This is a genomic window from Mycoplasma sp. NEAQ87857, from assembly GCF_009792315.1.
Classification (GTDB): domain Bacteria; phylum Bacillota_I; class Bacilli_A; order Mycoplasmatales; family Metamycoplasmataceae; genus Mycoplasmopsis.
Window position 1 is genome coordinate 763,670 of sequence record NZ_CP045542.1, and the last position, 18,595, is coordinate 782,264.

Below are 18,595 nucleotides of genomic sequence, written 5' to 3' on the forward strand. Positions count from 1 at the left end.
AAAAATACAGACCTTTTAGGTCTGTATTTTAAATTTTATTTAAGTCCTTCTTTAGCTAAAATTTCTTGTTGTAATGATGTTAATCATCTTACTTTTTGGTTAAAGACAAATCTATTATTTGTTGGATTATGTTGATCTACTTCTTTAATAGCGTTTAATACTGCCATAGCATTTGCATTATCTGCTAATTGTGCTTGAGTTAATAAATTATCAAAGTCTTTAGTTCCATTAGCTCAATCATTTAATCTAAATAATGTTTGAAGTGCAAAGTTTCATGAATAACCAATTTTTGCATATCAAGATTTAAATGATTCTAAATCTTTAGTTAAAACACTAAAATCAATTGATTGATCATTTTGACTAAAGAAATTTAATAAAGTATCATAAGCATTAGCTAATAATACTCTTGATTGACCTTGAGGTGCTGCGGTTACTATATTACTTAATAAAGTTAGTTGGTTTAATAATTTAGTTTTAGCTTCATTTGATGAATTAGCTGATTTTAATTCATTAACCAACATTGTTCCTTTACCTTCAGGTGCAAATAATTCACTTAATTTAGCTATCATATCTTTAACATAAGGTGTGTAGTTAGCTAATAATTCTTTAACTGCATTACCTCTAGGAGTCATATTTGATTTAATATTAATATTATTAAATCAATCTTGTTGTTCTTTTAATGAAATTTTACCTTCAGCAATTTTAGCTGCATTAATAGCTCCATCAAATAATGTAACCATTCTTTGAGTTAATACTGAAATTGCAATTAAAGCAACCTTAGTAAATTCACTAGCACTTTCAATTTTTGCTAAGCTAGTAGAGAAATTACCACTAGGAAGTTTTTTGCTATTATCCTCTGGAAATGCTGGATTAACAACTTCTTGAGTTTGAGATTCTAAAAATCTAGCTAAATCATTAACACTTGCTCCTGCAGGTACTCAATTATCTCCTTGATATAATGGAGTATTTTGCATATTTTTGATTAAGTTAACTAATGGTGTTACATCGCTAAGATTATCTAAATAATTGCTTGAATAAGTTCCTTCTACTCCTAATGCTGTTGCAGCTTCTACTACTGTGTCCATAATTTTTTTAGCTTTTTCTAAGAACATAGCTTTTTTATTTGAATATTCTTCAGAACTTGCTAAACCATTGCTTACAAAGTATTCAACACCTTTTGGATCATTTTTGAATAATCCAACAGTTTTAGCAACTGCAGCCATCCATTGAGTTTTAAATTTTTCTACTGCTTGAGTTTTAGTTGAATCACTTCCTGCTAATTTAGTATATCTTTTAGCAAATAAACCATCATTTAAAGCATAAGTTCCTCTAACAATTAATCTAAAAGGCCCCATTAAGGTTCCTAAGTTATTTGCTGCACGTTTTTTAACTGCTAAATCAGTTTGTGTTGCTTGATATTGATCCATTTTTGGATTATTTGTTGTAGCATTACAAGCTACCATTGATGCTACAAGTGAAGTTGAAATTCCGCCAGTAGCAAATAAAAGCATTTTGTTTAATTTCATATTTTTTCCTTTATATATTTGTTTATTTTATTTGTTTTGAATTTTGAGTTAATAATTATTTGCAAAATTGCAAATTTCATTCCATCTTTTATTTAATCATTATAATTCTCCTTTTTTTCCTACTTAATAATTATATTATATTTATATAAAACTCTAGAGTAATATGATAGTTATTTTGTGGAAAAAGTGTGATATAAAGCTATTTTTTTAGCAAAAATAAAACTTTTAGAAAACCCAGAATTTGGTACAATTACACAAAAGTTATTTTTAATAGTCTATAAATGCTAGTATAATAATAAAACTATGAAACAAACTAACAAAAGTTCTTTTTCATGAGAAGTAAAAAAAGAGGTTTTAAACAATTTAAAAAACAAAGATGACATCATCGCTTTTATTAATGGATTAATTTATGCTAACGCTGTAGAATATCCAACTTTTTATGAACTTAAAATCAAAAATAGTTTTATTTTAGAAAAAATATTAATTCGAATGGAAAAATCTAATATTCCATTTTTCACTCAAAAAAAATGGAAAACTAAATTTTTAATTGATAAAAAAGATTTTAAAGTTAAAAATGAAATTGTTTTTAAAGATCGTTTAACTTTCTTTTTTGCTGGAGTTTTTTGTGGTAGTGGTAATATCTCTGTTCATGATACAACTTCTTACCATTTAGAAATAAGTTCGCATGATTATAATAAAATAATGAAAATAATGGATAAGTTAAATTATTATGAATTTAACTTTATGTACCTTAGTCGTAAAAATAAACATATCTTATATATTAAAAAACTTGATAAACTATTAGATTTTCTTTCTGCTATAGGAGCTAAAAAATCATGATTTAAATTGCAAAATTTAAAAATTAAACGTGATTTTGAAAATGTTTCAAATCGAATCAATAATATTGATTTTAGTAATTTACAAAAAATTGCTAAAAGCTCAATCAAACATAATCAAAATATAGATTATGTTTTTGAACATAATCTGTTAGATTTATTTAATGAAAATCAATTAGTTTTTTTAAGAATTAAAAGCGAAAAAAAATGAGCTTCGTTGAATGAAATTTGTTTAATCTTAGAACAAGAACATAATATTTTTGTTTCAAAAAGTGGTTTAAATCATTGATTAAGAAAACTAAATCAAATTGTAGAAAACCATAAAAAAGAGCAAAATTAACTGAATGATACACCAAATAACGTTGTTTAAAAAAATAAAAGCAAAAATACCCAAAAAAGTGTTTTCGCTTTTATTTTTTTACTCTATAATTTAAAAGCAACTATAACGATGATCTATAAGGTTGCTAAAACACCATGTGTTGTTGAGGATGTTTTAGGTTTTTATAGGGAGTTATGTTCGTATAATAGAACAAAGGAGACAACAAACTTATGAATAAAATGAACATCAAAGTTAAAGGATTTGATCATGCTTTAGTAGATGAAGCAGCTAAAAAAATCTTTTTAGCTGCTAAATCAGCAAACGCTAAAGTATCAGGACCTATTCCTTTACCTACAATTAGAGATGAAGTAACTATTCTAAGATCAGTTCACGTTAACAAAAAAAGTCGTGAACAATTTGAAAGCAGAACACACCAAAGATTAGTTGTAATTACCAATCCATCTGCTGAAATCAAAGATAAAATTCAAAGACTTGAATTGCCATTTGGTGTGGACATTCAAGTTAAAATTAAAAAATAGTATTTATATAATACCAAGGAGTTAATATGAAAGGAATCTTAGGACGTAAAGTTGGTATGACTCAAGTTTATGGTGAAAGCGGTGAAAGAATCGCTGTTACTGTAATAGAAGTACAACCAAATGTTGTATCTAAGGTTTTAACAAGCGACAAAAATGGTTATGTTGCTACACAACTTGCAGTTTTTGATAAAAAAGCAAGTCGTTCAAACAAACCAGAAGCTGGTCACTTTGCTAAAGCTAATACAACACCTAAGCGCTACGTAAAAGAAATTCGTAATATGTCAGGTTATGAATTAGGGCAAGAAATTAAAGCTGACATTTTTGCATCAGGAGAACTTGTTGATGTTACAGGAACATCAAAAGGAAAAGGTTTTGCTGGAACAATTAAAAGACACAATCAACACATTGGTCCTAAATCTCACGGTGGAGGGGGAGGTTCTCAACCTGTTCGTCAAACCGGATCATTAGGGGATATTTCAGGAAACAAAGTTGTTAAAGGTATGACAATGCCTGGACACTTAGGACATGTGAAAACAACAGTTCAAAACCTTGAAGTTGTTAAAGTTGATGTAGAAAACAATCTTATTCTTATTAAAGGTTCAATTCCAGGACCTAAAAAATCTTTTGTAACAGTTAAAGAAGCTGTTAAAGGACTTCCAAATCGTGAAGCAGTTAAATTAGTTGACGTACAAGAAGTAGTTTTAATGAATGAATTAGTTGAAAAAGCTAAAAAATTCAATATTGAAGTTAAAGTAGGGATGCACTCAAGTGAACTTAAAGCTTTAATCGAAGAAGCTGAAGCAAATGAAGAAGGGAATAAATAGTCATGGCTCAAACAAATGATAAAAAAGTAAATGTTGTTAGTGCTAAAGTTGCTAATAAAGTAGAATTTTCTGCAGATCTACCTAAAGAACTTTTTGCTAGCGAAAAAATTTACCAACAAGCTATTTTTGACACTATTCTTTCAGAAAGAGCTTCAAGAAGACAAGGTACTCACCAAGTTAAAAACCGTGCTGAAGTAAGCGGTAGTGGTAAAAAACCTTGAAGACAAAAAGGTACAGGACGTGCAAGAACTAGCTCACTTAGAACACCAGTATTCGTTGGTGGTGGTAGAGCATTTGGACCTCAATCAGAAAGAAACTACTCATTAAAAGTTAACAAAAAAGTTAAATATGCAGCTTTTGTTTCAGCATTAACAATGTTAGCTGAAGATAAAGCAGTAGCAGTAAATGACTTAACTCTTTCAGAAATTTCAACTAAAAAACTTGTTGCATTATTAACTGAATTAAAAGTTAATGAATTAAAACGTGTATTAGTAGTTACAGAAGACTTAAATGTATTTAAGTCAGCTAGAAACTTACAAAACGTTGCAACAGTTAAAGCTAACTCATTAAGTGTTGAACAATTAGTTGGAGCTGATGTAATGATCATCTCAAACGAAAGTTTAAAATTATTAGAAGGGAGAATTAAATAATGGAATTAACAAATGTTATTAAATCTCCAGTTTTAACTGAAAAATCAAACATCTTAAAAGAACAAAATCAAGTTTTTGTTTTCAAAGTAGATTTTCACGCTAACAAATTCCAAATTAAAGAAGCTGTTGAAACTATTTTCCAAGTTAAAGTAGCTAAAGTTAATGTAATTAAGGTTGATAAAAAACCTAAGAATGTAGGGCGTTTCCATGGATTTACCAACCGTTACAAAAAAGCTATGGTGTGATTAAAAGAAGGTCAAAACCTTAACTACTTACCAGAAGATGAAGAATCAAATGATGAATTAAAAGCACAAGAAGTTAAAGTTGAAAAAGAAGCTAAAGCAGCTAAAGCTGCAGAAGTTGAAAAAAGAGTAGCACAAAAATTAGCTGCTAAAAAACAAACAGCTACTAAAGTAGCAAAAACTACCAAAGCACAAACTGCTCCAAAACGTAAAGTTGGTGGAGAATAATAAGAACTCCGATGAACTTTCGTTGTTAAAATACACTAAAATACACTATACACTATTTATAAATTATGAAATTAGCGGAACATAGGTTGCTTAAAAGACAGATCCGCAACTATTTTTAAGCAAAGGAGAAAAGACAAATGGCAATTAAACATTATAAGCCAACTACAAATGGTCGTAGAAACATGTCTTCTCTTGATTACAGACACAACTTATCAGGTCATGCACCTACAAAATCACTTTTAGTGAATTTAAAAAATCACGCAGGTCGTAATAACCAAGGTAAGATTACAGTTAGACATCACGGGGGACGTGTAAAAAGATTCTACAGACTAGTAGACTTTAAACGTAATAAAGATAATATCCCTGCACTTGTTAAAACAATTGAATATGATCCAAACAGATCAGCAAATATTTGTTTATTAGCTTATGCAGACGGAGAAAAAAGATACATTTTAGCTCCAAAAGGTATTAAATTAGGTCAAACAGTTGTTTCAGGAACAAATGTTGACATTATTGTGGGTAATGCATTACCACTTTCAAATATTCCAGAAGGAACATTTGTACATAATATTGAAATGCAACCAGGAGGTGGAGGTATTATTGCACGTAGTGCTGGTACATCTGCACAAATTCTTGGGAAAGACGATGACGGTAAATACGTTGTTTTAAGACTTAAATCAGGTGAAACACGTAGAATTTTAGCTCGTTGTCGTGCAACAATTGGTATTGTTGGAAACGAAGAACATTTACTTGTTAATGTTGGAAAAGCTGGAATTAACAGACATAAAGGTATTAGACCTACAGTTAGAGGTTCTGTAATGAACCCAGTAGACCACCCACATGGTGGAGGGGAAGGGAAACAACCTGTTGGTAGAAAAGCTCCTCTTACTCCATGAGGTAAAAAAGCTCTTGGTGTTAAAACAAGAAAAACTAAGAAATCTTCAAATAAACTTATTATCAGAAGAAGAAAGGATGCTAAATAATGGCACGTAGTCTTAAAAAAGGTCCATTCGCTGATGATCATTTACTTAAAAAAGTAGATGCTATTATCGAAGGTAAAAAACCTAAAAAACCAATCAAAACTTGATCAAGACGTTCAACAATCTTCCCAAGTTTTGTTGGATTAACATTTGCAGTACACAACGGAAAACAATTCATCGAAGTTTATGTAACAGATGATATGGTTGGACACAAATTAGGAGAATTTGCACCTACAAGAACATTCTCAGGTCATGGTGCAGATAAAGGTAAGAAGAAATAATGGCAAATCAAGCAAAAGCAAGCGTTAAATTACAAAGAGTTAGCGTTAAAAAAGCTAAACTTGTAGCTAACTTATTCAGATCAAAAGATGTTGTTGTGGCATTGGGTATCTTACACAATACATCTAAAAAATCTGCTCCTATTTTTATCAAATTATTAAATTCTGCAATTGCAAATGCTACAAATAATCACGGAATGGAAGCATCAAAATTATTTGTTAAAGAAGTTTATGTAAATGAAGGTCCAACTCTTAAAAGATTCCAACCAAGAAGCCAAGGTAGAGCATATTCTATCTTAAAACGTACATCAAATTTATCAATTGTTTTAGAGGAGAGAAATTAATATGGGACAAAAAGTTAATCCTAATGGATTCCGTTATGGAGTTACAAAAGCACACAATTCTCAATGATTCGCTGAAAAAGCTAACTTTGGATCATATTTAGTTGAAGATGCTAAAATTTATAAATTCTTTGATAAATTAGTACGTCAATATCAATTAGGTCAAGTACAAGTTAAAAGAAACAGAAACAACAAAGTAACAGTTGTTTTACATACAGCTAAACCTGCTGCTTTATTAGGGCAAGAAGGTAAAAACATTCAAGAATTAACAGTAAAATTACAAAAATACTTAAAAAACAGATCACTACAATTAAACTTACAAGTAGTTGAACTTAAAAACCCTGATTTAAATGCAAGATTACTTGCAGAAATGATTGCAACAAAATTAGAAAACCGTGAAAGCTTCCGTTCAGCTCAAAAAATAGCTATTAGAAGTGCAATGCGTAATGGAGCTAAAGGTATTAAAACCGCAGTTTCAGGACGTTTAAACGGTGTTGATATGGCTAGAACAGAAGGATATTCTGAAGGAGAAATGAAACTTCATACACTTAGACAAAATGTTGATTATGCAACAGCAACAGCTAGAACAACATATGGTGCTATTGGAGTTAAAGTTTGAGTATCATTAGGTGAAATTTTGGAAGGAGATAAACATGCTTCAACCAAAAAGAACTAAATACAGAAAACCATTTTTAGTAAAACACGACAAACGTAAAGCAACAAAAGGAAACAAAGTTTCTTTTGGAGAATTTGGACTTCAAGCTGTTACTTCTGCTTGAGTAACATCAAGACAAATTGAATCAGCTCGTATTGCTGCTACACGTAGAATGGGACGTGAAGGACAAGTTATTATCCGTATCTTCCCACACTTTGCTAAAACAAGTAAACCTATTGGGGTTCGTATGGGATCTGGAAAAGGTACACCTGAATTATGATACACAGCAGTTAAAGTTAACACAATGATGTTTGAAGTTTCAGGAGTTTCTGAAGAAATCGCTCGTGATGCTTTACGTCTTGCTGGACACAAATTACCTGTTAAATGAAGAATTGTTAAAAAAGAAGAAGGAGATAAATAATGCTTTATAAAGATTTACAAAAGAAATCAGTTGAAGAACTTACACAATTAGTTGCTGATTTAAAAGCTGAATTATTTACTTTAAGATATAGAAACGTAACAGGTGATTTAAAAGAAACACACAAAATTTCAGTTATTAGAAAAGATATTGCTAAAGCTCTTACAGCTTTAAATGAAAAAGAGGTTAAATAGTTATGGAAAGAAACACAAGAAAAACATTAGTTGGTACAGTTGTTTCAGCAGGAAAAAGTGCTAAAACAATTATCGTTGCTGTTGACACATACAAAAAACACCCATTATACTCAAAACGTTTCAAATCAACTAAACGTTTTGCAGTTCATGATGAAAACCAAGAAGCAAAACTTAATGACATCGTTGTTATTATGGAAACAAGACCACTTTCAAAAACCAAACGTTTTAGATTAGTTTCAATTAAAGAAACTGCAGTTGAAGGAGCTAATTAATGCTTTTAGAATTATCAAGAGCAAACGTTGCAGATAACTCAGGTGCAAAAGAAATCGGAGTTATCCGTATTTTAGGTGGTTCAAAGAAAAAGATTGCAAAAATTGGTGATGTAATTGTATGTTCAGTTAAAAAAGCAATGCCAAACGGTATGGTTAAAGAAGGTCAAGTAGTTAAAGCGGTTGTTGTTCGTTCACGTTATGGTATCGCACGTGATAATGGATCATACATTCGTTTTGATGATAATGCAGTAGTAATACTTAAAGAAGATGGAACACCTCGTGGAACACGTGTTTTTGGGCCAGTTGCACGTGAAATTCGTGAGAAATATCCAAAGATCGTTTCTTTAGCACCAGAGGTATTATAATAAGGAGTTATGATGAAAATTAAATTCAAGAAAAATGATGAAGTTATTGTAATAGCTGGAAAAGAAAAAGGAAAAATCGGAAGAATCGAAAAAGTATTACACAAAGAAAACAGAGTTATCGTTAAAGACCTTAATATCGTTGTTAAACATAACAAACCTACTCAACAAAATCAAGATGGATCTAAAACTGAAATCGAAGCTCCAATTCACGCTTCAAACGTAGCATATTTAGTTAAAAAAGCTGCTAAAAACTCTCCAGCTGAATTTTCAAAACTTGGGTACATGAACAAAGATGGAAAAAAAGTGAGAGTTGTAAGAAAGACTAAGAAGGAAATTTAATTATGTTAAAACAAACTTATAAAGAAAAAGTTGTACCTGCTTTATTAGAAAAATTCAACTACTCATCTATCATGGAAGTTCCAAGAATTGAAAAAATCGTGTTAAACATGACTGCTGGAAAAGAAGTTTCAAACTCAAAAGCTATTGAAGAAGTTTTAAACGAACTTACTTTAATCTCATCTCAAAAACCATTTCAAACTAAAGCTAAAAAATCAAACGCTTCATGAAAACTTCGTGAAGGAATGCCTATGGGAGGGAAAGTTACTCTTCGTAGAGATAGAATGTGAGACTTTTTAGAAAAATTAATTAACGTTGCAATGCCACGTATTAGAGATTTCCGTGGTGCAAATCCTAAAGCATTTGATGGAAGAGGAAATTTCGCTTTAGGTATTAAAGAAGAAATTATCTTCCCAGAAATCGAATTTGACAAAATTCGTCGTATTAAAGGACTTGACGTTCTTATTGTAACATCAGCAAAAACTAACAAAGAAGCTAAAACTCTTTTAGAATTATTAGGTGTACCATTTGAAAAAAAAGGAGCTAAATAATGGCTAGAAAAGCATTAATCGAAAAAGCAAAACGTCACCCTAAATTCTCAACACGTGCTTACACACGTTGTGAATTATGTGGACGTCCTCATGCTGTTTTAAGAAAATATAAAGTATGTCGTATCTGTTTTAGAAACCTTGCACATGAAGGTAAAATTCCAGGTATGAAGAAAGCGAGTTGATAATTATGTTTATTACAGATCCAATTTCAGATTTAATCGTTCGTATTAAAAATGCTAACATCAGAAAGCATAAAACTGTATCAATTCCTTATTCAGTTAAAAAAGAAGCTATTGTTAAGTTAATTTTAGAAGAAGGGTACATTAGTTCATACGCTGTTGAAGGTGAAGGAACTAAAAAAGCTATTGTTGTTACATTAAAATACAAAAAAGGTCAAGCTGCTATTGTTGGAATTAAAAGAGTTTCAAAACCTGGACTTAGAGTTTATGTTAAGTCAGAAGAAATTCCTTCAGTTCTATCAGGATACGGAACAGTTATTATTTCTACATCAAAAGGTCTTATGACTGGAAAAGAAGCTAGAAAGGAAAATGTTGGTGGTGAAATCATCGCTTACATTTGATAGGTAAAAGTATGTCTCGTGTTGGAAATAGAATATTAACAATTCCTGCAGGAACTACTGTTACTGTAGAAGGTACTAAAGTTACTGTTAAAGGTAAATTAGGTACATTAGAAAGAGAATTTAGCTCTTTAATCACAATTAATGTAGAAGATAACTTAGTAAAAACACTTCGTGCAAACGAAGCAAAACACACAAAACAATTACACGGAACCACAAATGCACACATTTCAAACATGATTGAAGGTGTTACAAATGGGTTCAAAAAAGATTTAGAAATTAAAGGGGTTGGGTACAAAGCTGTATTAAAAGGTAACCAATTAGAAATTTCTGCTGGTTATTCACACCCTGTTGTTTTAGATATTCCAGAAGATGTAAAAGTTACAATTGGTAAACCAACTGAAGTATCAGTTAGCGGAATTAACAAACAAAGCGTAGGGCACTTTGCTGCTGTAGTTCGTGGTGTAAGAAAACCTAATGTTTATTCAGGAAAAGGTATTTCTTACAAAGGTGAACAAATTAGACGTAAGGAAGGAAAAACAGCTTCTAAATAATGAAGTTGTAAGGAAAAAATTATGGCAAAATTATCAAGAAATCAAGCTAGAAAAGTTAAACACGTTCGTTTACGTCAACACTTATCTGGAACAAGCACAAAACCACGTTTAAATGTATATAAATCACACCAAAACTTTTATGCTCAACTTATTGATGATACTAAAGGTATTACATTAGCAAGTGTTTCTACACTTAAAGATTCTACTTATGGTGGAAATGTAGCTGCTGCTAAAGAATTAGGTTTATTAATGGGTGATGCTATTAATAAATTAGGTATTAAAGAAGTTGTTTTCGATCGTTCAGGATACATTTTCCATGGACGTGTTAAAGCATTTGCTGAATCTGTAAGAGAAAAAGGAGTTAAATTCTAGTATGGAAAACCAAAAAAACATTAAAGCAACAGAACAAGCTGGAACAAAAGAAGTTTCTGCTAAAAGAGTTGCTTCAAAACCAAACAAAGATAACCAAAAACCAGAAAGACGTTTTGCAAACAGAAGACCAAGAAGACAAAGACAAGAATCAGAATTTACTGAAAAAGTAGTTGATATTGCTAGAGTTACTAAAGTTGTTAAAGGTGGAAGAAGATTTAGTTTTTCAGCCTTTGTTGTAGTAGGAAACAAAAAAGGTCAAGTTGGATATGGACACGGTAAGGCTAACGAAGTTCCAGATGCAATTAAAAAAGCTATCAAAGACGCTCAAAACAATTTAGTAACAGTACCAGTTGTTAATGGTACAGTACCACATGAAACTAAAGCTAAATTCTTAGCTTCTAGAGTTATGTTAAAACCAGCTCCAAAAGGAAAAGGACTTATTGCTTCAGGAACAGTACGTGCTGTAGTTGAGTTAGCAGGTTACACCGACATTGTTACAAAAACTTATGGATCACGTTCAAAAGCCAACACCGTAAAAGCTACTGTTGAAGCTCTTAAAACTTTAAGAACTGTAGAACAAATTGCAGATATTAGAGATAAAAAAGTAAAGGACTTTGAATAATATGGCAAGAATTAGATTAAACGAATTATCTTACACAGAAGGTTCAAGACCAGAAAAACACCGTAAAGGTCGTGGACACGCTGCTGGTAAAGGTAAACAAGCTGGTAAAGGTCAATCAGGTCAAAACAAACGTAAAGGTCATAGATTAGGATTCGAAGGGGGTCAAACTCCATGATTCCGTCGTATTGGAAAACGTGGATTTAAAAACGTAAATCACGTTGAATACCAAGTGGTTAACTTAGTTCAATTAGAAAATAACTATCAAGCAAATGAAGAAGTAACAATCGAATCACTTTTTGCTAAAGGATTAGTAAAAAGAACAATGCCTATTAAACTTTTAGCTAATGGTACATTATCAAAAGCTCTTACAATTAAAGTGCACAAAGTAAGTGCTGCTGCTAAAGAAGCTGTAGAAGCTGCTGGCGGAAAAGTTGAAGAATTATAATTAAAACAACAAAATCTTAAATCATTAAGCTAGGGAATTTCCCTAGTTTTTTATTTTGCTATTTTATTAAATGTGATAAAATATATTTACTAAACAACCTAAGATGTTTAGTAAATAATAATATCTAAAAATATTAAAAAATATTTTGTAAAAAATAATTTTAATATATAATATTAAAGCAACCAAAAACGGGGGGATAGCAAAGCGGCCAAATGCGGGTGGCTGTAACCCACTTTCTTAGGATTCGGGGGTTCGAATCCCTCTCCCCCCACCATTATTGTCCCATAGCCAAGCGGTAAGGCATCGGGTTTTGGTTCCGACATGCGTTAGTTCGAATCTAACTGGGACAGCCATATCACCATACGGTGATTTTTTTTATTTCTTTATCAAAAAGTTAGTTTTTTGTTGTAAAATACCTTTAATATGAAAAATGAATTAGAAAAGATTACCCCATTAGAAAAAGATTTTGCAAGATGATATACAGATGTTGTTAAAAACGGAAACTTAATATCTTATGGTCCTGCAAAGGGAACAATTATTTTTAAACCTAATTCATATGGTATATGAGAACTTATTCAATTCAATTTAAATAAAGTTTTTAGAGCTAAAGGTATTCAAAATGTTTATTTACCATTATTAATTCCTGAGCATTTATTCGAAAAAGAAAAAGATCATGTTCAAGGATTTAATCCAGAGCTTGCTACAGTTACCAAAGTTGGTGATAGAGACTTAAACGAAAAGCTTTATATTCGTCCTACATCAGAAGTTTTATTCGCAGATTTTTTTAAAAAATCAATTGTATCATATAATGATTTACCACTAGTTTATAATCAATGAGCTAATGTTTTAAGATGAGAAAAAACTACTAATCCTTTTTTAAGAACTAGAGAGTTTTTATGACAAGAAGGACATACATGTCATTCAACAGCAATCGAAGCTAGAAAACTAACCATCTCAATGATTAACACTTATGCTAAATTCTTAAAAAAATATTTAGCTATACCTGTTATAGTTGGTAAAAAAACTCCACATGAAAAATTTGCTGGTGCTTGTTCAACTTATACTGTTGAAGCGATGATGAAAGATGGTAAAGCACTTCAAGCTGGTACTAGTCATTATTTAGCACAAAACTTTTCAAAACCATATGAAATTACATTTAAAAATAAGAATAATGAATTAGAACATGTGTATCAAACTTCATGAGGTGTAACTACTAGATTAATAGGTGCGATAATTATGACCCACGGTGACAATCGTGGTATTATTATCCCTCCTAAAGTAGCTCCAACTCAAATTGACGTTCTTGAGTTATTTAGCAAAAAATCTCCAAAAGTATCAGAAGTTGCTAAAAAACTTTATGCTGATTTATCTAGAGTATACCGTGTTAATTTAGATAACAGCGATAAAAACCCTGGATTTAAAGCTGCAAATAGTGAAATTCAAGGTGTTCCACTAAGAATCGAAGTTGGTCCTAGAGACTTAGAAAAAAATGAAGTAACTATTGTGCGTAGAGATACTTTAGAAAAAATCAATGTTAACCTTAAAGATGTTAAAACTACTGTTAAATTCTTACTTGAAGATATTCATCAAAATCTTTATAATCGTGCTAAACAAAACTTAGATGATAACACAGTTTATGCTAATAGTTATGATGAATTTGTTGAACTTATTAAACAAAATAAATTTGTAATTGCTCCATTTTGTTGTTTAAGTGAAGCTGAAGAAAAGATTAAACAAGAAACCGGTGCAACTACAAGATGTATCCCTAGAACAATGACGAAACCTGCTAAAAATGTGGAATGTATTTTCACAAATTGTAAGAAAAAAACCAATAGATATGTTATATTTGCAAAAGCATATTAAAATACTAAATATTTATAATATTTAGTATTTTTTTATTTAATTTTCAAGCTTTTTATCAACTGAAATTACTCTAAAAACTCCAAAAAAGTTTTTTTCCGATTTTAGTACTTATTTTGCTATTTTGCTGATATTTTTTTATAGTTGATATAGGAGGTTGAAGGAATATATATGAATTATGAATTAGACAATGATTTAACAAATGATAATGAAACCCTCTTAGAAAAGCAACTTTATGTACAGCAATGTAAAGTGATAGATGAAATTTTTAAAACTCATGATTTTTATGTCTTGTTGTTAAAAGAAAAATTATTACGTTTAAAATTTATGATGAAAAACAAGCATGATCAAATCGATCTCAAACAAAAACAAGAATTATTAGAAGAAAAAATCAAAGGTAAAGGAACCTTAATTGAAATAGTTTTAAAATTAATGCATCCACATACTGCTTGATTAATTGAAAAATGTTATTTAGATCCTGAAACCAAATTTGATGGGAGATGGTATTTAGAACATTTTTCAAAAACTACTTTTTATAAAAGAAAAAAAGAAGCAGTGCAAGAATTTGTAGGTTATTACTTTAACCATGTTTTATAACTATGGAATTAATAATTCTTATTCATGATCTAATAAAAACAATATTGTAATACATAATAATCAAATTAAAGCTACTACTAAGGTCAATAGCAAACCATATTTATTAGACTTTTATAATGAAAAAAAATTTAATGTCCAATTTGGTATGACTAAAATCTTTAAAGAAGAAAATAATACTTTTTTAAATTTTAAAATCAATGCTACTGATATCTTTTTTAAGCACATTCTAATTAAAGTTAATAATAAGATTTTAGTTGATGAATACACAGATAAAACTCAAATTGAAGTTGATCTAAATAAAACTGCTATTGATTTTAAGAAATTGCAATCAATTGAACTTTTAATTTATAAAGATCAAAATCCAAATAATGAACCAATTGTTAGTTATTTAGTAAAGTTATCAAAATTTGAAACAGTAAAATTTAGCTTATTTAATTCATTTAGAATTAATACAATAACTGTTCCCCACACAACACACATCCATTTTACCCATAAATCTAAAGCAGTTATTTATCATTTTTTTACCCGCTATGTATTTACTTGAAATTTATTAAATAAGAAACTTAATGTTGATGACATTTTACAAGTTCGAATTTATAACTTAAAAAAATATACTAAAATCACACCTAATGAAGTAGAAGTCATTGATTATCCAGGATTGATGGTTAAATATTTTGAATTTCCACCTTTAATTAAAACTCAAATTCTACCATTAAAACCCTTAAATACTGATTTACTAGCTGCTAGTGAAGATAATCTTAAAAATAAAACAATTAATATCAAACTAGATGTTTATAGCTCAATAGCTAATGACAAAAAGAGTCTAGATATTAATCAAACTATTAAATCTCAAAGAGGATTAATCATCCCTAGTTTATTTCAAGGAGATTTGGTACAAAAGGTTACTTTAGAAAATGTATTATTTAAAGGTACTATTGCATATACTTATTCATTTAATCAAAATAAACCTAAAATTAAATCTAATTTACACTATATCCAAATTAATGAAATACAGCTTAAACCTCCTAAATATCGATTTAAATTAGATTTAACTAAGTTATTAGAATTATTAAGTATTGATACTTGAAATTGAAATATGTTTGTTAATTACAAAAAAGATGAAGAAAAGGAAATATAAAATTTTTATTTTAATTAGCTTGGTATTGATTGTTTCTGCAAGTGGGTATTATGCTTATAGATATTTTGCTAAAAAGCAAACTAATACTAAACCCATAGTCAAACAACCAAAACCACCAATTACCATTAAAAGCAAATTTCCAAAACTAGAAAGCAATTATTTTAACTCCTTTATCAAAACAAATAATTTTAATACTAATTACATTGATGATGAAATAGCATTAGCAATTGTGCAAGATATAGCAACCAGAATTAATGCCGCTAATGGTAGCTTATATTTTGATTATAAAATCATTAACAAACAAGAAATTCACATTTTTTTCAAATGACAGTACAATGATGAAATTGAAGAAAAACAATATCAAGTTTTATTAAAATCATAAGTTCTTAAATAAAAAATAAAAAAATAAATTTTTCCAATATTTAGATATAATAAGCAAGCAACTATAAAACATAAATTTTATTCTTGGGTTAACCAAGGTTATCACTAGGAATAAAACATAATATGAAATAAAGGAGATATTATGGTTTCAAAAAATAGAAAAGCTGAATTAATCAAACAATTTGGTAAAAATGAAAAAGATACAGGAAATGCTGTTGTTCAAATCGCAATCTTAACAGAACACATTGAATCTTTAAAAGAACACTTCAAAAATAATCCAAAAGATAATCACTCACGTAGAGGATTTTTAGCTAAAATTTCTCAACGTAAAGTTCTTTTAAAACACTTAAAAGAATCTGATTTTAACGCATACAGCCAATGTATTGAAGCATTAAACATTCGTAAATAATATAAAGTCGCCTAGCGACTTTTCTTTTTTTTGTCCTTTTTTAGTTCATAAGAACAAATTTCTTATTTACAATATGGAGGAACAATGGAACAAAATAGAAAAACTGAAGATCAAATTGGAATTGAAAATAAGAAAATAATTAAAAATACCTTACAAGAAATTGAGAAAAAATTTGGAAAAGAATCAATTATGCTTTTAGGTGATGTACCTGATGTATCTGTTGATACTTTTCACAGTGGAAGCTATGCATTGGATTATGCTTTAGGTATTGGTGGATTTCCTAAAGGGAGAATTGTAGAAATTTATGGACCTGAAAGTTGTGGTAAAACCACTTTAACATTACACACTATTGCTGAAGTTCAAAAGAACAATGGAGTAGCAGCTTTTATTGATGCTGAGCATTCAATTGATTCAGGATATGCTGCAAGCATAGGGGTTGATATAGATAATTTAATTCTAGCTCAACCAGATAGTGGAGAACAAGCTTTAGAAATAGTTGATATTTTAGCCAAAACTGGTGCAGTAGATTTAATTGTTGTAGATTCAGTAGCTGCTTTAGTACCTGAAGCTGAATTAAATGGAGAAATGGTAGATCAACAAATTGGTGCTCAAGCTCGCTTAATGTCTAAAGCTTTAAGAAAAATAACTGGTAATCTTAATAAAAATAAAACTACTATTATTTTTATTAACCAAATTAGAGAAAAAGTTGGAGTTATTTTTGGTAATCCTGAAACTACTCCTGGTGGTAGAGCTTTAAAATTCTATTCAAGCATTAGAATTGAAGTACGTAAAGGTCAAGCAATCAATGAATCTAAAGACATTGTAGGTAATGAAGTTAAATTTAAAATAGTAAAAAACAAATTATCAGCTCCATATAAAAATACTCAAAGTGAAATTTACTTCTCAAAAGGTATTGATAAAACTAGTGAACTTGTAGATATTGCAATTGCAAATAATATTTTTGAGAAAAAAGGTTCTTGATATAGCTATCAAGATAAAAACATTGGACAAGGAAAGAAAAATATTAAGGAATTTATTGAATCAAATCCCGAATTAAAAGATTTAATTATTTCATCAATTTCAAAGTTGAATACACAATAATTTAAATAATTCATTATAATATCGATTATGAAACATATAAAAATATTATTTATAGGAGATATATTTGGACAACCTGGTTTAAAAACAGTAGAAAAATTATTACCAGCTTTAATCAAAGAACATCAAATTGATTTTGTTATTGCTCAAGGAGAAAATACAACTGGTAGAAAAGGATTGAGCTTAAATGACTATCAAACTATGTTAAACATTGGTATTAACGCTATTACTATGGGAAATCATATTTGAGCTAATGATGAAATATTTAGCTTTATTGAAAACTCTAATGTAATTCGTCCGTTTAATGTCTCAATTGATTATCCAGGATTAGGATCAAAAGAATTTAAAGTAAACGATATAACTTTAAGAGTTACTTCAATGATGGGAAGAAGTTTTAATACTTTATTAAAACCTTGAAATGAAGAAATGGCAGATGATTTTTTTGATGCAGTAGATTTATTGCTTGATGCTAACCAAGCAGATTTTCACTTTATTGATTTCCATGGTGAAACAACTAGTGAAAAAAATGTGTTTGGTTTATACTGTGATGGTAAAGTTGATGCTATTTGTGGTACTCATACTCATGTGCAAACTAATGATGCAAGAGTTTTACCACAAGGTACTTGTTATATTACTGATGCAGGTATGACAGGACCTCAAAATTGTGCTATTGGAGCAAATTTTGAAGAAGTGTATAAAAAGATGCGTTATGATGCAAGAGAACCATTTAAAGTAAGTGATAACCTATGTCAATTTAATGCTGTTGTAATTAAACTATATGAAGATAAATCATTAAATAAAATCAAACCTATAAATATTATGAACATTAATTACTAAACCAACTTTTGTTGGTTTTTTAATTTCTTAAAAATATTCAAAAAAATATTAAAAAACTCTTTGGGTTTGGTTTGAATTATGGTATCATACCTAAGCAACAAAAATTAGCGGTAAAGTTTTATAAAAAGTATTTCAAAAAATTAAAAAAATA

The 18,595-nt window shown here is 29.5% G+C and carries 28 protein-coding genes, 2 tRNA genes and 1 pseudogene; 30 read left to right on the top strand and 1 reads right to left on the bottom strand.

From position 1 onward, the window contains the following. Positions 1-35: 35 nt before the first annotated feature. Positions 36-1,526 (bottom strand): hypothetical protein, encoded by a 1,491-nt coding sequence (locus GE118_RS02675; RefSeq protein ID WP_158763904.1) that lies wholly within the window; start codon positions 1,524-1,526, stop codon positions 36-38. Positions 1,527-1,829: 303 nt separating this feature from the next. Between GE118_RS02675 and whiA the strand changes: the two genes are divergently transcribed. The 30 genes and pseudogenes from whiA (at position 1,830) to GE118_RS02825 (ending at position 18,444) form a co-directional block, all read left to right on the top strand. Next, complete coding sequence (gene whiA, locus GE118_RS02680) at positions 1,830-2,702, top strand: DNA-binding protein WhiA (RefSeq protein WP_158763905.1); 873 nt, start codon at positions 1,830-1,832, stop codon at positions 2,700-2,702. 209 nt (positions 2,703-2,911) lie between these two features. Then, positions 2,912-3,220, top strand: a complete 309-nt coding sequence (gene rpsJ, locus GE118_RS02685) for a 30S ribosomal protein S10 (protein WP_158763906.1) — start codon at positions 2,912-2,914, stop codon at positions 3,218-3,220. Between the two features lie 26 nt (positions 3,221-3,246). Next, positions 3,247-3,870, top strand: a pseudogene (gene rplC / locus GE118_RS02690) (50S ribosomal protein L3); the annotation flags it as partial. Positions 3,871-4,046: 176 nt separating this feature from the next. Next, entirely contained in the window at positions 4,047-4,694 is a 648-nt protein-coding gene (rplD, locus tag GE118_RS02695; protein ID WP_158763908.1) for a 50S ribosomal protein L4, read from the top strand. After that, a complete protein-coding gene (rplW, locus tag GE118_RS02700; RefSeq protein WP_158763909.1) occupies positions 4,694-5,164 on the top strand; it encodes a 50S ribosomal protein L23 in 471 nt (156 codons plus the stop codon). The genes rplD and rplW overlap by 1 nt, the downstream gene beginning before the upstream one ends. A gap of 137 nt (positions 5,165-5,301) precedes the next feature. After that, on the top strand, positions 5,302-6,147 hold the full coding sequence (gene rplB, locus GE118_RS02705; RefSeq protein WP_158763910.1) for a 50S ribosomal protein L2: 846 nt from the start codon (positions 5,302-5,304) through the stop codon (positions 6,145-6,147). Next, complete coding sequence (gene rpsS / locus GE118_RS02710; protein WP_158763911.1) at positions 6,147-6,425, top strand: 30S ribosomal protein S19; 279 nt, start codon at positions 6,147-6,149, stop codon at positions 6,423-6,425. Before rplB ends, rpsS begins: the two co-directional genes overlap by 1 nt. Further along, positions 6,425-6,766, top strand: coding sequence for a 50S ribosomal protein L22 (gene rplV, locus GE118_RS02715; RefSeq protein ID WP_158763912.1), 342 nt, complete (start codon positions 6,425-6,427; stop codon positions 6,764-6,766). The genes rpsS and rplV overlap by 1 nt, the downstream gene beginning before the upstream one ends. A 1-nt stretch (position 6,767) precedes the next feature. Then, positions 6,768-7,439, top strand: a complete 672-nt coding sequence (gene rpsC, locus GE118_RS02720; RefSeq protein ID WP_158763913.1) for a 30S ribosomal protein S3 — start codon at positions 6,768-6,770, stop codon at positions 7,437-7,439. Continuing rightward, positions 7,417-7,839: a 50S ribosomal protein L16 gene (gene rplP, locus GE118_RS02725; protein ID WP_158763914.1), complete on the top strand. Its 423-nt coding sequence runs from the start codon at positions 7,417-7,419 to the stop codon at positions 7,837-7,839. Before rpsC ends, rplP begins: the two co-directional genes overlap by 23 nt. After that, positions 7,839-8,030, top strand: a complete 192-nt coding sequence (gene rpmC / locus GE118_RS02730) for a 50S ribosomal protein L29 (RefSeq protein ID WP_158763915.1) — start codon at positions 7,839-7,841, stop codon at positions 8,028-8,030. The genes rplP and rpmC overlap by 1 nt, the downstream gene beginning before the upstream one ends. Positions 8,031-8,032: 2 nt before the next feature. Next, positions 8,033-8,302: a 30S ribosomal protein S17 gene (gene rpsQ, locus GE118_RS02735; protein WP_158763916.1), complete on the top strand. Its 270-nt coding sequence runs from the start codon at positions 8,033-8,035 to the stop codon at positions 8,300-8,302. Continuing rightward, positions 8,302-8,667 carry a 50S ribosomal protein L14 gene (rplN, locus tag GE118_RS02740; RefSeq protein ID WP_158763917.1) on the top strand — a complete coding sequence of 122 codons (366 nt, stop codon included), beginning with the start codon at positions 8,302-8,304 and terminating at the stop codon, positions 8,665-8,667. The genes rpsQ and rplN overlap by 1 nt, the downstream gene beginning before the upstream one ends. Positions 8,668-8,679: 12 nt before the next feature. Next, positions 8,680-9,006 carry a 50S ribosomal protein L24 gene (gene rplX / locus GE118_RS02745; protein WP_199267017.1) on the top strand — a complete coding sequence of 109 codons (327 nt, stop codon included), beginning with the start codon at positions 8,680-8,682 and terminating at the stop codon, positions 9,004-9,006. 2 nt (positions 9,007-9,008) lie between these two features. Continuing rightward, positions 9,009-9,554, top strand: coding sequence for a 50S ribosomal protein L5 (gene rplE, locus GE118_RS02750; protein ID WP_158763919.1), 546 nt, complete (start codon positions 9,009-9,011; stop codon positions 9,552-9,554). After that, positions 9,554-9,739 carry a type Z 30S ribosomal protein S14 gene (locus tag GE118_RS02755; RefSeq protein ID WP_036463585.1) on the top strand — a complete coding sequence of 62 codons (186 nt, stop codon included), beginning with the start codon at positions 9,554-9,556 and terminating at the stop codon, positions 9,737-9,739. The genes rplE and GE118_RS02755 overlap by 1 nt, the downstream gene beginning before the upstream one ends. A 2-nt stretch (positions 9,740-9,741) precedes the next feature. Further along, positions 9,742-10,137 carry a 30S ribosomal protein S8 gene (gene rpsH / locus GE118_RS02760; protein WP_158763920.1) on the top strand — a complete coding sequence of 132 codons (396 nt, stop codon included), beginning with the start codon at positions 9,742-9,744 and terminating at the stop codon, positions 10,135-10,137. 8 nt (positions 10,138-10,145) lie between these two features. After that, positions 10,146-10,685, top strand: coding sequence for a 50S ribosomal protein L6 (gene rplF, locus GE118_RS02765; RefSeq protein ID WP_158763921.1), 540 nt, complete (start codon positions 10,146-10,148; stop codon positions 10,683-10,685). A gap of 21 nt (positions 10,686-10,706) precedes the next feature. Next, positions 10,707-11,057: a 50S ribosomal protein L18 gene (rplR, locus tag GE118_RS02770; protein WP_158763922.1), complete on the top strand. Its 351-nt coding sequence runs from the start codon at positions 10,707-10,709 to the stop codon at positions 11,055-11,057. Position 11,058: 1 nt separating this feature from the next. Further along, entirely contained in the window at positions 11,059-11,679 is a 621-nt protein-coding gene (gene rpsE, locus GE118_RS02775) for a 30S ribosomal protein S5 (RefSeq protein WP_158763923.1), read from the top strand. Positions 11,680-11,689: 10 nt separating this feature from the next. Continuing rightward, complete coding sequence (gene rplO / locus GE118_RS02780) at positions 11,690-12,124, top strand: 50S ribosomal protein L15 (protein WP_199267023.1); 435 nt, start codon at positions 11,690-11,692, stop codon at positions 12,122-12,124. 190 nt (positions 12,125-12,314) lie between these two features. Next, positions 12,315-12,398: transfer RNA gene (locus GE118_RS02785), tRNA-Tyr, on the top strand. A gap of 4 nt (positions 12,399-12,402) precedes the next feature. After that, a tRNA-Gln gene (locus GE118_RS02790) sits at positions 12,403-12,477 on the top strand. Positions 12,478-12,547: 70 nt separating this feature from the next. Further along, the gene (proS, locus tag GE118_RS02795; protein ID WP_158763925.1) at positions 12,548-13,987 is read left to right on the top strand and encodes a proline--tRNA ligase; all 1,440 of its coding nucleotides are present in this window, start codon (positions 12,548-12,550) and stop codon (positions 13,985-13,987) included. Positions 13,988-14,155: 168 nt separating this feature from the next. Further along, positions 14,156-14,581: an MG284/MPN403 family protein gene (locus GE118_RS02800; protein ID WP_158763926.1), complete on the top strand. Its 426-nt coding sequence runs from the start codon at positions 14,156-14,158 to the stop codon at positions 14,579-14,581. Then, positions 14,571-15,719, top strand: a complete 1,149-nt coding sequence (locus GE118_RS02805; protein ID WP_158763927.1) for a hypothetical protein — start codon at positions 14,571-14,573, stop codon at positions 15,717-15,719. Before GE118_RS02800 ends, GE118_RS02805 begins: the two co-directional genes overlap by 11 nt. Continuing rightward, positions 15,700-16,101 carry an MHO_1590 family protein gene (locus tag GE118_RS02810; protein WP_158763928.1) on the top strand — a complete coding sequence of 134 codons (402 nt, stop codon included), beginning with the start codon at positions 15,700-15,702 and terminating at the stop codon, positions 16,099-16,101. Before GE118_RS02805 ends, GE118_RS02810 begins: the two co-directional genes overlap by 20 nt. Before the next feature lie 141 nt (positions 16,102-16,242). Next, positions 16,243-16,509, top strand: coding sequence for a 30S ribosomal protein S15 (gene rpsO / locus GE118_RS02815; protein ID WP_158763929.1), 267 nt, complete (start codon positions 16,243-16,245; stop codon positions 16,507-16,509). A gap of 84 nt (positions 16,510-16,593) precedes the next feature. Continuing rightward, positions 16,594-17,610 (top strand): recombinase RecA, encoded by a 1,017-nt coding sequence (gene recA, locus GE118_RS02820; RefSeq protein ID WP_158763930.1) that lies wholly within the window; start codon positions 16,594-16,596, stop codon positions 17,608-17,610. Positions 17,611-17,637: 27 nt separating this feature from the next. Continuing rightward, on the top strand, positions 17,638-18,444 hold the full coding sequence (locus tag GE118_RS02825; protein ID WP_158763931.1) for a TIGR00282 family metallophosphoesterase: 807 nt from the start codon (positions 17,638-17,640) through the stop codon (positions 18,442-18,444). Positions 18,445-18,595 lie beyond the last annotated feature (151 nt).